Origin of the sequence: Bacillus sp. ISL-18 (assembly GCF_018613415.1) — a bacterium.
Taxonomy (GTDB): Bacteria; Bacillota; Bacilli; order Bacillales; family Cytobacillaceae; genus Neobacillus.
On the sequence record NZ_JAGGQG010000010.1, the window covers coordinates 35,888 to 49,462 of the forward strand.

The 13,575-nt window shown below is 37.0% G+C and carries 12 protein-coding genes and 1 riboswitch; of the genes, 5 read left to right on the forward strand and 7 right to left on the reverse strand.

Annotation, left to right across the window (positions count from 1 at the left end; all coding sequences use genetic code 11):
* Positions 1 to 397 precede the first annotated feature (397 nt).
* On the reverse strand, positions 398 to 1,213 hold the full coding sequence (locus tag J7E81_RS13145) for a YitT family protein (RefSeq protein WP_215042709.1): 816 nt from the start codon (positions 1,211 to 1,213) through the stop codon (positions 398 to 400).
* A gap of 207 nt (positions 1,214 to 1,420) precedes the next feature.
* Positions 1,421 to 1,610: riboswitch (Lysine riboswitch) on the forward strand.
* A 155-nt stretch (positions 1,611 to 1,765) separates the two neighbouring features.
* On the opposite strand from J7E81_RS13145, the gene J7E81_RS13150 reads away from it, so the two are divergent.
* Complete coding sequence (locus J7E81_RS13150; protein WP_215042711.1) at positions 1,766 to 3,250, forward strand: amino acid permease; 1,485 nt, start codon at positions 1,766 to 1,768, stop codon at positions 3,248 to 3,250.
* 75 nt (positions 3,251 to 3,325) lie between these two features.
* On the opposite strand, the gene J7E81_RS13155 is transcribed toward J7E81_RS13150, so the two are convergent.
* On the reverse strand, positions 3,326 to 3,541 hold the full coding sequence (locus J7E81_RS13155; protein ID WP_215042713.1) for a helix-turn-helix domain-containing protein: 216 nt from the start codon (positions 3,539 to 3,541) through the stop codon (positions 3,326 to 3,328).
* A 152-nt stretch (positions 3,542 to 3,693) separates the two neighbouring features.
* On the opposite strand from J7E81_RS13155, the gene J7E81_RS13160 reads away from it, so the two are divergent.
* Positions 3,694 to 3,870 carry a hypothetical protein gene (locus J7E81_RS13160; RefSeq protein ID WP_215042715.1) on the forward strand — a complete coding sequence of 59 codons (177 nt, stop codon included), beginning with the start codon at positions 3,694 to 3,696 and terminating at the stop codon, positions 3,868 to 3,870.
* Positions 3,871 to 3,932: 62 nt separating this feature from the next.
* Here J7E81_RS13160 and asnS read toward each other — a convergent pair whose 3' ends face one another.
* Positions 3,933 to 5,324: an asparagine--tRNA ligase gene (gene asnS, locus J7E81_RS13165; protein WP_215042717.1), complete on the reverse strand. Its 1,392-nt coding sequence runs from the start codon at positions 5,322 to 5,324 to the stop codon at positions 3,933 to 3,935.
* 352 nt (positions 5,325 to 5,676) lie between these two features.
* Between asnS and J7E81_RS13170 the strand changes: the two genes are divergently transcribed.
* Positions 5,677 to 5,907, forward strand: a complete 231-nt coding sequence (locus J7E81_RS13170) for a hypothetical protein (RefSeq protein WP_215042719.1) — start codon at positions 5,677 to 5,679, stop codon at positions 5,905 to 5,907.
* Positions 5,908 to 5,929: 22 nt separating this feature from the next.
* Here the strand turns inward: J7E81_RS13170 and J7E81_RS13175 are convergent, their stop codons facing one another.
* Complete coding sequence (locus J7E81_RS13175) at positions 5,930 to 6,394, reverse strand: GNAT family N-acetyltransferase (protein ID WP_215042728.1); 465 nt, start codon at positions 6,392 to 6,394, stop codon at positions 5,930 to 5,932.
* Positions 6,395 to 6,533: 139 nt separating this feature from the next.
* Between J7E81_RS13175 and J7E81_RS13180 the strand changes: the two genes are divergently transcribed.
* Positions 6,534 to 6,668 (forward strand): BA3454 family stress response protein, encoded by a 135-nt coding sequence (locus tag J7E81_RS13180; RefSeq protein ID WP_215042730.1) that lies wholly within the window; start codon positions 6,534 to 6,536, stop codon positions 6,666 to 6,668.
* A 55-nt stretch (positions 6,669 to 6,723) separates the two neighbouring features.
* Here J7E81_RS13180 and helD read toward each other — a convergent pair whose 3' ends face one another.
* Both helD and J7E81_RS13190 read right to left on the reverse strand, forming a co-directional pair.
* The gene (helD, locus tag J7E81_RS13185) at positions 6,724 to 9,048 is read right to left on the reverse strand and encodes an RNA polymerase recycling motor HelD (protein WP_215042732.1); all 2,325 of its coding nucleotides are present in this window, start codon (positions 9,046 to 9,048) and stop codon (positions 6,724 to 6,726) included.
* Positions 9,049 to 9,248: 200 nt separating this feature from the next.
* Entirely contained in the window at positions 9,249 to 10,082 is an 834-nt protein-coding gene (locus J7E81_RS13190) for a hypothetical protein (RefSeq protein ID WP_215042734.1), read from the reverse strand.
* 1,026 nt (positions 10,083 to 11,108) lie between these two features.
* Here J7E81_RS13190 and J7E81_RS13195 point away from each other — a divergent pair.
* Complete coding sequence (locus J7E81_RS13195; RefSeq protein WP_251028679.1) at positions 11,109 to 13,004, forward strand: immune inhibitor A domain-containing protein; 1,896 nt, start codon at positions 11,109 to 11,111, stop codon at positions 13,002 to 13,004.
* 38 nt (positions 13,005 to 13,042) lie between these two features.
* Here the strand turns inward: J7E81_RS13195 and J7E81_RS13200 are convergent, their stop codons facing one another.
* A complete protein-coding gene (locus tag J7E81_RS13200; protein ID WP_215042736.1) occupies positions 13,043 to 13,531 on the reverse strand; it encodes a L,D-transpeptidase family protein in 489 nt (162 codons plus the stop codon).
* Positions 13,532 to 13,575: the final 44 nt, after the last annotated feature.

Here is a 13,575-nt window from a genome sequence, read left to right on the forward strand (position 1 = left end):
TTGCTTTTTTAGCTTTCCCTTATCCAAAGTTCACTCGTCTTTGGACACTACTTTGCTTTTTTAGCTTTCCCCTGTTCAAAGTTCACTCGTCTTTGGACACTACTTTGCTTTTTTAGCTTTCCCCTGTTCAAAGTTAACTCGTCTTCGGACACCACCTGCCTTTATTAGCATGCCCTTGTCCGAAGTTCATCCGACTTTGGACACCACTTCAACTTGTACAATATTTATTGTCCATCATAATAATGATATTAATTGCTATGCCAAAGTTAATAGAATTTTATAAAGACCTAGATAAATAAAGAAAAAGACGCATGCAAATACATACGTCAATTCTTGAGTCTTTTAATGAGAAAGCACCCTAAAACGGATCACTTTATTATGTTTAGTGCAAACCTTTTTAGGATGGATGTTGTCGATGAAACAGCCCCATTACTTCAATGGTTTCGGTGATATTGACGAAAGCACATGGATCCACTTCAACAATTAAATTCTTCACTTCATTTAATTCATAACGAGTAATAACAGTTATTAATATGTTTCTTTTGTCATTCGAGTATGCACCAATTCCATCCATAATGGTAAGACCTCGATAAAGGTTGGTTAGTAAATGTTCCCTCAACTCTTGGCCCTTATCTGTAATAATCATCAAAGTTAGTTTGGCATGGTCTGTATAAATAGTATCGACTACTTTTCCGGTTAAATAAATTGATACTAATGTATTAAGTGCTGCGTCCCAATTAAATAGAAACCCACTTATCACAATGACAACAGCATTCATACCCGAAAGTAAGCCTCCTATTGGAAAATCTTTTTTTCGCGACACGATCATCCCAATTATGTCAAACCCGCCAGTGGAGCCCGAAGAACGAAAGACAATTCCTACTCCAAGCCCTGTTAAGATCCCTCCAAAAATGGATGAAAGAATGGAATCCTTCGCAATTGGAAGAACAGGAACTAGGTAAAGGCCTACAGAAATGATCACCACGGAAACGATCGTATTCATGATGAATTTTTTCCCAAGCATCTTATAACCAATAATGATGAGTGGTAAATTCAATAAAAAGTTTGCCAAACCGGTATTTAATGGGGTAATCATCCCTAATATCATGGATATTCCGCTTAATCCACTGCTTAAAACAGCGTGAGGAATTAAAAAAAGGTTAAATGCCACCACTACAATGAGGGAACCGGCAATTACTCCAATAATCTGCATGGCAAATCCTCCTGCTTCCCAATTTTTTCTTTTTTTTAAATGATACTGATTCTCTAAATCAAAGTAAACTTAATAGTTTTTTTCCAATAGAAAAAATAATCTGTTTATTTCGATATTATTGATTTTCAATTAACTTATTGACAGTTTAAAGATAATAATGATACTTTAGTAGTATATTAATTGAATAGTTTAAATCCTCATCAAAACCGGTGAGGTAGAGGTCGCGGTTTTTATTAGTAAAACGAATGAGATGTAGAGACATCCATGACTCCGTTTGAAAGGAAAAGCTGCCGAAGTGTGCTTTGTTCTCTAAAAAAGCATGCTGGGTCTGTTTTCGAATAGGAACAGAACTGTCACGTTTGAACCTACCAAGCAAACGTGTTGAGCTATCTTTCGGAAGGTATGATGCGGGGTATACACAATGCCATCGATTCTACTTCGATGGCATTTTTTATTCCAAAACTCCTTCTCGAACTAGTGATTGCAGGCTGACCTTTCAGGTACCTGCGTAACGTTAGCAGATCTATATAAAAAATGAAAAGGAGTTTTATTATGCAAGGACAAACAGCAAGACCATTAGAAGAAAATAATACTGGAAGACATACATCTAAAAATGATTCAAACGAATTAAAACGAAGTCTAAAATCTCGCCATTTGACGATGATTTCTCTTGGAGGAACAATTGGAACCGGCTTATTCCTTGCGAGCGGCGGTGCGATACACTCTGCCGGACCGGGCGGGGCTATTCTTTCCTATCTTGTCATCGGAGTTATGGTTTACTTCCTAATGCAAAGCTTAGCGGAAATGGGCGCCTACATGCCCGTTGCCGGTAGTTTTAGCACATACGCTACAAAATTTGTAGACCCATCACTAGGCTTTGCCCTTGGTTGGAATTATTGGTATAACTGGGCAATCACCATTGCAGCAGAATTAGCCGCTGTCACCATGATTATGAAATTTTGGTTTCCCCATACACCTTCATTTGTCTGGAGTGCCATTTTCTTAGTCATTATGTTCCTATTAAACTATCTTTCTGTAAAAGGATTTGGCGAAGCAGAGTATTGGTTCTCTCTTGTTAAAGTAGTTACGGTTATTATTTTTATCATCACCGGCACTTTGATGATTTTCGGTATCATGGGCGATCATGCAGTTGGCTTTAAGAACTTTTCAGTCGGAGATGCTCCATTCCACGGCGGTTTTATGGCTATGCTGGGGATCTTTATGGCAGCAGGTTTCTCTTTCCAAGGGACTGAGCTATTAGGTGTTGCTGCGGGTGAAACCGACGATCCTAGTAAATCAATACCACGTGCTGTTAAATCTGTATTTTGGCGGATCCTCTTATTTTATGTTTTAGCTATTTTGGTTATTGGTCTTCTCATTCCCTATACAAATGGAAACTTGGCTAGTGGTGAAGTATCTGTCAGCCCATTCACGCTTGTTTTCCAAAAAGCAGGTATTGCATTCGCTGCTTCTGTAATGAATGCGGTAATCTTAACAGCTGTTTTATCAGCAGGTAACTCAGGAATGTATGCATCAACACGGATGCTATGGGATTTAGCAAGACAAGGTAAAGCTCCTAAATTCTTAGGTAAACTTAATAAAAATGGCGTTCCAGTTAATGCTTTAATCGTGACAACGTTAGTAGGAACACTTGCATTTTTGGCCTCTTTCTTTGGAGATGGTACCGTTTATGTATGGCTATTAAACGCATCCGGTATGTCAGGGTTTATTGCTTGGCTTGGGATTGCCATCTGTCATTATCGTTTTCGCAGGGCATTTGTTGCTCAAGGAAAAGATCTAAACCTGTTGCCTTATAAATCAAGATTCTTTCCGTTCGGTCCTATTTTTGCCTTTGCCGTTTGTGCTTTTGTTGTTCTAGGACAAAACTACTCTGCTTTTATGGGCGACCATATTGATTGGAGCAGTGTATTAGTATCCTATATCGGCTTGCCATTATTCTTTATCTTATGGCTTGGTTACAAATTCACTAAAAAGACTAAGGTTATCCCTTTAGAAAAATGTGATTTAGAAGTATAATTAACCGAAAAAAAAACAGACTCTGCATAGAGTCTGTTTTTTTTGGTTGCTGCTTTTATAAATCAAAACGTTTTATTACTTTTCTGATTCCCAGACATACAAATCCTCAATTTGACAATTTAATTCTTTTGAAATGGTCATTGCCGAATTTAGAGTCATTACCTTTTTAGATATGTAGTTATCTAGCTGGCTCCTTGGAATGTTTGTATTACTTTCTAAATTATCTAGAGTCATACCACTTTTTGATAATAACTCCTTGAGGTTACTTCTTTTTGCTTTATAATTGGTCAAAAATGACACCTCGCTTTTATTAAGCATACCATAGTTAACTAATAATGGAAAGGAGAACGGCTCCGGTTATTCTTATTGTTATTTCCATATCCTATATGTAACCAGGCATAAGTGGCATTTTTGTGATATACTTAAGGTGAAGGGGTGTTGAAATGAAAAGTTCGAATAACCGTTTCAATGATGGTCAAACCGTAAATATCATAGAAACAGGTGAGGTTGTCACCATTTCTAAATGGCAATATGTGAAAAATATGAAAAGATACTCGTATATCGTTAAAGAACATCCCAGTACATTTTATTTTGAAGAAGAACTGCAAGAAGATTCATAAACTGAATATGAATAACAAAAAGAAGATCCATTTCGTGAAATGAATCTTCTTTTTTACTATCATTAAAATTCAGCATTACCAGTTGTTCGTGGGAATGGAATAACGTCCCTAATATTAGCCATACCCGTTAAGTACATGATTAATCTTTCAAAACCTAGGCCATAACCTGAGTGTTTTGTTCCGCCATATTTCCTTAATTCCAGATACCACCAATAGTCTTCCTCACTCATCCCAAGCTCTTTGATTTTTCCGGCTAGGATATCCTCACGTTCTTCACGCTGACTTCCACCGATTAATTCGCCGATTCCCGGTACTAGTAAATCTGTTGCAGCTACGGTTTTGTTATCTTCATTTAGACGCATATAGAATGCTTTGATCTCTTTTGGATAATCTGTAACAAACACTGGGCGTTTAAAGACTTTTTCACACAGATAGCGTTCATGTTCCGTTTGCAGATCAAGTCCCCATTCAACCGGATAAGCAAAGGTTTCACTTGAATTCTTCAATAACTCAATTGCTTCTGTATACGTTACCCGTCCAAAGTTTGCTGAATGAGCCAGATTCAAACGATCTAACAATCCTTTTTCTACAAAGCTGTTAAAAAAGTTCATTTCTTCTGGAGCTTGTTCCAATACATAACCAATGACATACTTCACCATTTCTTCCGCTAAATCCATGATATCCGGTAACTCGGCAAAAGCAAGCTCAGGTTCAATCATCCAAAACTCAGCCGCATGTCTTGCCGTATTTGAGTTTTCCGCTCTAAAGGTTGGACCAAATGTATACACATTTCTAAAGGCCAATGCAAACGCTTCGGCAGAAAGCTGACCACTCACGGTAAGATTGGTTTCTTTATTAAAGAAATCCTTTGTTACATCAGTTTTGCCATCTTCAGTTTTTGGAAGATTATCCATATCCATAGTAGTGACACGGAACATTTCGCCAGCACCCTCCGTATCACTGCCCGTGATAATTGGTGAATGAACATATACAAATCCTTTGTCCTGGAAAAATTTATGAATCGCATAAGATGCTAACGATCTTACACGGAAAACAGCATTGAACGTATTTGTTCTTGGACGTAAATGCGCGATGGTTCTTAAATATTCAAAGGAATGCCTTTTTTTCTGCAGCGGATAATCTACATTAGATGTCCCTTCAATAGAAATTTCCGTCGCCTTAATTTCAAAGGGCTGCTTTGCTTGAGGTGTATAAACAAAGTCACCCTCTACACGAATCGAAGAGCTAATGGGAAGCTTGGTAATTTCCTTAAAGTTATCTAATTGCTCGTCAAAAACAATTTGAACACCTTTAAAAAAGCTTCCATCATTTAATTCAATGAACCCAAAGGTTTTGGAATCCCGTATTGTCCGGATCCATCCAGATAATTGAACCTTCTGTTCAACAAAACTTTCCGTATTTCTGTACAAATCCTTAATTAAGACCTGTTTCATTCTTCTTCCTCCTAAATCCTATGTAAAGGTTATGCTAATAGCCAGACTCAATGTTTTTGCGGATATAATAATAAAAACCTTTCATCCTAGGGGAAGAAAGGTAGAATTCTGACTATCATCATTTTTCTTTATCCCTTCAATATTATACAAAATACCATGTCCCATAAGCAATATTCAACAAATTATTCGGGGTTAAGGAATAATTTGTCGTTTTTTTAGCTTTTCTCGCCCGTCCAATACCCTTTGGTAAATATATTTTTATTTTTCAGAAATATCTATCTTAGAATTAGCAGGAATCCGTTAGAATATAGTCGAATTAATAAAAAAAGAATACTTGATTGGAGGTCAGTTTGTGGACAAGGTTACCTGTATTGCCTATCTGCTTTACAAATCTTCTAAGAATCAAGACAATAGAGAAAAAGCTATCCAATTATTAAATGGCGATGTTTCAATGCATGATTTAAAAAGGATTCAATCCGTACAAACACTGATCGTTATGGCAGAATCGATGATTAGAAAAAACAAAGTCGATAAAAAAGAAGTACAACTATTTGTTGACGAATTTATGGTGGTCGAGGTGTAACTTTCTATTGGCAGAGTCAGTTTTATATTTGTTTTTGATAACATAATATTCCACTTCCATTTTCAGCTTTAGATGTTATATAATAAACAAATCCTAAAGATTTCCAAAAGCGCTGAGCTTTTGTGTTTTCTTGCAATATGCCAATTCTAATGTTGTCCACCCCCCGATTTCGCATCTCATTCTCGTAATTTTCATATGCCTGTTTACCGAAGCCAAATCCTTGATATTCTTTATGTATTATTAACAATCCAAGCCACGGAAAAGAATCTTTTAGATTTACCAGCATATAATCAATAACCCCAATATACGTATCATCAAGCTTAATAAATTCACTGGTTGTATTTGGGTTTAGAAATTCTTTTTCCATATCCGTAAGTGACCTAGTTGTTTTGCTATTCTCCATCTCATTATATTGTGGATTTGAATTTATTATTTCAAGAGCAATATATAAAGTTTCTTTTTTTATTTCTTCGAATTTTATAGACATCCCAAACACTCCCTAAGAATTTTTGACATAATACTTTTACTTTAATTCAATCCCACAGAATGAACCTATTGAACTAGGAAGCTTATCATAACCTCTCACACGAATTTAACAAAACTTATAAGGAAAAAGGTGATTTTAAATGGTCCAAGTTGAAGTAAAAATAACTTTTGAAGGAAAAAGCTACTTAACCAATGTTATTGCACAGCGTGAAACATCTGAAGATGAGATATTACGTCTTGCTACTGAACAAATTGTAAAGCAATGGAAAAAGTAATAGCTTAAAAAGCGGCAGGAGTATCCAATCGGACCCTTGCCGCTTTTTAATTTATTTAAATAACATCGTAAACATCCTTAGGGACTAAAGCCATGAGAGGACTATTTTCACCGGTAGCGAACATATGCAGGGCATGCATAGCACGTGTGCAGACCGTATAAAATAATTTCCGTTCACTTTCCTTTTGATAGCGGGAACAATCATAAAGAATGACAGCATCAAATTCTATTCCTTTAGCTAAGTAAGATGGAATCACATTAATTCCTCTTTCATAAGAGATGGTTCCCTTTTCAATTAAATGGAGCGGAATTGCTTCTTTAAGTTCCTCAAACAATGCTTTACTTTCTGCCTCCGTCCGACAGATTACAGCAATTGTTTGATATCCTGCTGACTTAAATTGTTTAATTTTCCCAAGAACTTTTCCATTTAACTGTGCCTCGTCCACATGGCTCACTGTTGGTTTTTTCCCTCTACGATTAAATGGCTCGATTTTTTCCCCATCTGAAATAAGTGCACTGGAAAACTCCACAATTTCTCTGGTTGAACGATAGGTTTTGGTAAGGACAAAAGTTTCAACCTCTTTTTCACTTTTATCCAAATCAGTCAAAACTGTTTGCGAACCTGTTGCCCCTGAGAAGATGGCCTGGTTAAAGTCGCCGAGCAAAGTCATTTTGCTGTAAGGAAACAGGCGCTGGATAAAGGCAAACTGGAACGGTGTATAATCCTGTGCCTCATCAATAAAAATGTGGCGAATAGCGGTGTTTGATTTCCGGCCCTCAAGTAAATCCTGCAGGTAAACAAGAGGCGTAGCGTCTTCATAGGGAACCGCTCTATGCTGTATGTGACCAATTGTTTGTTGACACATCTCTGCCCAATATTTTGGAAAGCCCTTTTTGAATTGTTCCATTTCCTTAAACAATTGCAGGTATATTTGTGTTAGATCAATAAATTTTAAGTTTTTTACTCTTGCAAATAATGGTTTGAATTTTTCTTTTACAACCATTTCGGCAAGCAACCGTTGTTCCCGCTCAAAATCATCAAAGGTATTCTCCGAAAAGCGGTTCTTCTCTTGAAGCTTCTTAAATGCTTCCATATAATCCTCTTTTTCAAGGAATTGAACCTCTTCCTCTACCCAGCTCTGAGAACGTTCTCGTTTAACAGCGCGCTTTAATTCCTTTAACAACCATTCCTTTACCAGCTGCATTCGGTTTGGAATGGAATAACTGCTCTCCAATCCATAAAAATAATCGCTAATTTCTTTTTTAGAAATAATCTTATCACCTCTAAAGGATAAGTCCTTAAAGATTAAGCCTTGGTTTGATAACTTAGATACGTACTGGTCAATTAACGTTTTAAATTCAAGACTGGCCTTATAACGAATAGCTTCCACTCTTGTCTGATAATCCTTTTCCAAATTTCCGCTAAGAAGAAACTCCATTTGTGAAAATGAATCCTCAACATCATAGGTTTTCCCCAATCTCTGCGTTAAATATTCTTGAAAAGTAGATTGCTGCATATTTTCTTCGCCAAGTTCAGGCAATACTGTAGAAACATAGCTGTTAAAAAGAGGGTTAGGGGAAAAAAGCATAATGTTTTCGGCGTTCAAGGTACCCCGATAACGATAGAGTAAATAGGCAACGCGCTGTAATGCTGCTGAGGTTTTTCCGCTCCCTGCTGCACCCTGAACGATTAAAATTTTGCTTCGCTCATTTCGGATGATTTCATTTTGTTCCCGCTGGATGGTGGCAACAATACTCTTCATTTGCGTATTTGCATTATTCCCAAGCACTTCCTGAAGCATTTCGTCACCAATCGTAACACCTGTATCAAACATTGCTTTTATATCTGATTCCCGGATGATAAATTGCCGTTTTAGCGACATTTCTCCTTCTATGGTACCTTCAGGTATTTTATATTGCGCATAGCCTGGAGAGTAATCATAATATAAACTCGAAATCGGTGCCCGCCAATCATAAATTAAAAAATTCTCGTCGTTTTCATCCATTAAGGAGGCAATACCTAAATAGACTTGATCAACATGCCTCTCGCCTTCTTCCAGGAAATCAATCCGGCCAAAATAAGGTGAGTATTTTAATCGGGCCAGTGTTTTAAGATTTTTATCCAAGTGACTATGCGTACGTTCGCGCTCTGAGAGAAGTTCAGCCTGTTGTTTAATACTTGCTGCCGTTTCTATAATGTCATCTGGTTCATCTGTGTTAACCGTAACATCTTCCCAAAAGTTCTTGCGAATCTCGATAACTTCAGAGCGTACAGTTCCGGTATTATTTTGCAGACTCTTTATCTTTTGATCGATGACCTTTACAACCGTACCTACTCTCTCCTGCTCCAGTCGTAAGTCGGTGCTTTCTTTATCGCTCATCTAACCACTTCCCCTTAAAATAGATTTCAATTCCTTGACAATGTACACATTATATGATAATGTTATAATAGATATTTAAACTCTGTTAACAATATACATATTATACCACCAGTCATTGTATCATGCCCTCTTTTAATAATCAAGAATAGAATTCATAAAACCCAAACGCCAAATAGGCGTTTTTTTCCTTTGTATGAGATTCATTTCGATCCGCCAAAAATCCACTTTCTATATGTTCCATAAACAAATACCATAACACTTTTTATTAAAATATAATTTATTAATTTAATCTTTGTTTTAAATAACTTGGTTCTAAGAAAAATTTGATACAAACAGGCATCAAACAAAATCACCTTCAATTTTTCCCAATAACCATTATATTTTTTTAAGGTAAAGCAGCTAAAAAGCGAAAATGTAATGGAATATAAAGGTGTGATTAAAAAATGTTCCGTCCATGCATGATATCTGCCCCAACCAAATCGAATTTTACGAAGGAAGGCTAAAAGTAAAAATAAGTTTGTTTCCGTTACCATTATCATCAAAAAGAAGGAGATTTTACGGGTGAGCTCATTTTTTTTGGCAAGCATATAATACCAGTAATCGCTTATTACAAAGTAAATAGGGATTAGAATCAAGGTATAAACTGTTCTCCACCAATTATGCTTATATACCCCCAGGCGCAAAAATAATAACTCAATTAAGGAAAAATAAATGCCCCCAAGCATTTTCTTCGTTATACCTGATTTAGTCAAAGTGAGGTAAACTGCAGTAAAAGGAACAAAAATGGACTGTGATAAAAAAGCTCCTAGAATATTGTCTAACGATTTATTTTTTAAAACATTTGGCATATATTTGTATCCCTTGAACAAGTTTAATACAAAGAACTCTAATAAATAGGAAAATCCCATAATGGAACCCAGAAAAATTATTATTTCCTTTTTATTTTTACTTTTATAAAAGGCTAATCCTATGAGGAATGTATGGATTATAAACAAAATTAAGAAAGGTATACTATTTTTATTTTTCAACCTCATGTAAACAACCGTCCTTAGACTTTCTTATTTGATTAGTATTAGAAAAAAGTCAGGAATTAATTACAAAATAAATTGACAAAATGTTTTTTAAATACGCACTTAAAACAGGCCCTCTCCTCGTTGGCAACACAGTTAATCTTAACAATCGAGTTCAAGCAGCGAAGGCAGGTCATTTTCTTAAAGATTTAGCTCTCCTTAAAAAAGGAGAGCTTTTTAAGTGTGTTTACGGAATATTCTATTTTTTTCAGATCACTATGGGCAAAACATTCGAAAGTCTTAATAAACCTTCCACTAAAACTATATTAAAACTATAATAATAGTCATTTGAATAACTTTTTTGCAAACGCTATCAACCAACGGATATTAAGGATTCTGTCATTAACCATGTAAAAAAATATTCCCCCAATTATTATTCTAGTAATTTTGCTAAATTCCCTGTAAAAAAATAATAAAGCTGTCGAAAACTGTTGCCAAATAACTGATTTTTCAGGAAATAAGAAGAAATATGAGGAAATAATCCTATTGCTCAACATTATTTTCAGAATATTATTAAATTTGCAACTACATTTTTTTAGGGGGGTCTATCTTTGAAGAAACTATTTAAAACTGGTCTAACAACTGCAGTCATGGCTGGTACATTTTCTCAGGATTTCCTGGCAACTATGTAAACAGCAGCAGTCTTACAAGCGGAGAATTGCTACATAAGAGTTCTAGCGCTGTCTCTCAGTCGTATAGTTCACTAGATCTGTCAGTTGTAAATGAGGAGAAATTACTAGATTCATTGATTAAGCGAGGGGTAATCTCCAAAAGCGCTTCTTCAACAGAAAAACAAAAAGCACTGCAAAAGTAAAAGCCGGGGATGCTGAAAAGCAGCGAAAATTTAAAGATTTTACTAACGGTTTATTAAAAGGAAAAGGAAATAAATATGGACAATTAAAAGGTAATCCGGATCCTGTACAAGAAGGAACATCACCAGGTATCCAGAAAAAAGGGAAATTACTCACATTAACTGTTGAGTTTTCCGATCTGCCACACAATTCAATTGGACCGACAGAAACAGATAACTATTATAAAGATTATAATCTTGAGCATTATGAGGATATGATCTTTGGAGAAAAGAATCAATATAAAGGGCCAGATGGAGAGAATCAGGTTTCACAAAAACAATATTATGAAGAACAATCAGGTGGTACTTATACGATTGAAGGACAAGCATATGGTTGGCTAAAGGTGCCTGGTACGGCGGCGTATTATGGAGCGGATAAAGCATCAGGGGGACATGACAACGTTACTCCAGGCGGTTCTAAACAATTAGTTGTTGACACATACGCAGCAGCAAAAGCAGCAGGAATTCCATTACAAGACTATGACTTAGAAGATCCACATGATCTTGATGGAGACGGAAATTTCTGGGAACCAGATGGATTAGTAGACCATCTTCAAATTATTCATTCTGGTATGGGCCAAGAAGCTGGCGGAGGGGCACAAGGAGATAATGCAATTTGGTCACACCGTTCTGCAAAATTGGTTGACCCAGACGGTCTAGGTAAAGGGTTACCTGGATTTTATGATTACACGATGATGCCTGAAGATGGTGCTACTGGTGTATTCGCGCATGAATACGGCCATGATTTAGGTCTTCCCGATGAATACGATACAATTTACTCTGGTGCAGGGGAGGCAAATGAATATTGGTCGATTATGTCAAGCGGCTCATGGGCTGGAAAGATTCCTGGTGCAGAACCAACAGGCTTCTCTCCTTGGGCTAAACAATACTTCCAATCTACGCTAGGCGGTAAATGGACAGCTCCTACGGTTGTGGAGTGGAATGATGTTTCAACAAAAGGGATACAATTCTTACTTGACCAAGCTAATACACCACTTGGTCAAAACAATCAGGCCATTCGTGTTAATCTGCCTGATAAGAAAACTCCAGTAAACACTCCAGCTTCAGGGAGCTTTGAATACTGGGGCGGCCAGGCAGATGAGATGGATTCAAATATGGTTACGGACGTTGATTTAACAGGAAAAACTTCCGCGACTTTAACATTTGATGCTTGGTATGATATTGAAGAACAATGGGATTTTGCTTTTGCACAAGTTTCAGTCGATAACGGTAAAACTTGGACATCCCTTGGAAACACCAATACTAGGTCTGATGTCGTTGCAGAAGGTTATCCAACTATTATTGACTCTATGCCTGGTTTTACAGGAAAATCTAATGGGTGGGAAGCCCAGTCATTTGACCTTTCTACTTATGCGGGTAAAAAGATCAAACTTCGTCTCCGTTATGCAACAGATTGGGGTACATCACTTACTGGATTTTTTGCTGACAAAATTAAAGTGGTAGCAGATGGAAAAACACTTTTAGATGACGGTGGAGAAACTACTGCATCCCCATTTACTTTAAATAAATTCACAAAAATGGATGGTAATAAACTTACAAACCATTATTATTTATTAGAATGGCGGAACCATAAAGGCGTTGATGAAGGTCTTGCCCATATTAAACGAGGAAAATCCTTAATGAGCTATGATGGTGGTTTAGTTGTTTGGTATGTGGATGATAGCTATACAGATAACTGGACAGGAATACATCCAGGAGATGGTTTCTTAGGCGTCGTTGATGCTCACCTTGGAACAGATATTAAATTAAGCACAGGTGATGAAGCAATTTCCCGTTTCCAAGTCGCAGATGCTGCATTCGGTTTAAATCCTACTTCAGGTTTAGATATTACTTACCCGACCTATACGATAAACTTTCCAAGCCAACCAGCTGTTTCACTATTTGATGACAGTAAAAATTTCTTAAACACCTTCTTGCCTGATGCAGGCCGCAACATCCCTAATTATGGTTTGAAGGTTCGTGTAAACGGACAAGCAAAGGATAAATCGGTTGGGTCAATAGTTATATACAAATAATCGAGTAATCCCACTCCCTTTTTTAGGGAGTGGGATTTTTATGGACGTATACTAACCCTAGTTCCATTTGGAACCATTCCCGCAAGTTGCAGCACATCCCGATTATACATTCTTACACAACCATGAGAGACGGACTTTCCGATCGAACTCGGATCATTTGTCCCGTGAATCCCATAGCCTTGTTTCGATAAAGAAAGCCATAAAACCCCGAATGGCCCCCCGGGATTATACTGGCGATTGACGATGATAAAATCTCCCACTGGGGTTTGGGTAAGCATCTTGCCGACCGCGATTGGAAAAATTATTACAAACCGGCCATTGTTGTATAGTGTAAGTCTCTTCTTGCCAACAGAAATCTGAATTGAATAGGGTATGGTATTAGGTTCGGGCAGACCTGGAATTTGTATTTTTTGTCCCACATGCAAATGCCCAATTCCTGGATTTGCAGCGTAAAGGCGCCTTAGGCTCACTCGATAGTTTGCTGAAATCGCCCCCAGTGTTTCGCCTGGCTGAACTGTATGGATCATGCTATCCCACCTTTCTTCTGATAGCATATGCCTATACAAGTATG

Bases quoted from the DNA above. Each gene is read 5' to 3' on its own strand.
- J7E81_RS13150 (WP_215042711.1), top strand. From the start codon at position 1,766: ATGCAAGGACAAACAGCAAGACCATTAGAAGAAAATAATACTGGAAGA.
- J7E81_RS13190 (WP_215042734.1), bottom strand. From the start codon at position 10,082: ATGAGGTTGAAAAATAAAAATAGTATACCTTTCTTAATTTTGTTTATA.
- J7E81_RS13145 (WP_215042709.1), bottom strand. From the start codon at position 1,213: ATGCAGATTATTGGAGTAATTGCCGGTTCCCTCATTGTAGTGGTGGCA.
- helD (WP_215042732.1), bottom strand. From the start codon at position 9,048: ATGAGCGATAAAGAAAGCACCGACTTACGACTGGAGCAGGAGAGAGTA.
- J7E81_RS13160 (WP_215042715.1), top strand. From the start codon at position 3,694: ATGAAAAGTTCGAATAACCGTTTCAATGATGGTCAAACCGTAAATATC.
- asnS (WP_215042717.1), bottom strand. From the start codon at position 5,324: ATGAAACAGGTCTTAATTAAGGATTTGTACAGAAATACGGAAAGTTTT.
- J7E81_RS13175 (WP_215042728.1), bottom strand. From the start codon at position 6,394: ATGTCTATAAAATTCGAAGAAATAAAAAAAGAAACTTTATATATTGCT.
- J7E81_RS13180 (WP_215042730.1), top strand. From the start codon at position 6,534: ATGGTCCAAGTTGAAGTAAAAATAACTTTTGAAGGAAAAAGCTACTTA.
- J7E81_RS13200 (WP_215042736.1), bottom strand. From the start codon at position 13,531: ATGATCCATACAGTTCAGCCAGGCGAAACACTGGGGGCGATTTCAGCA.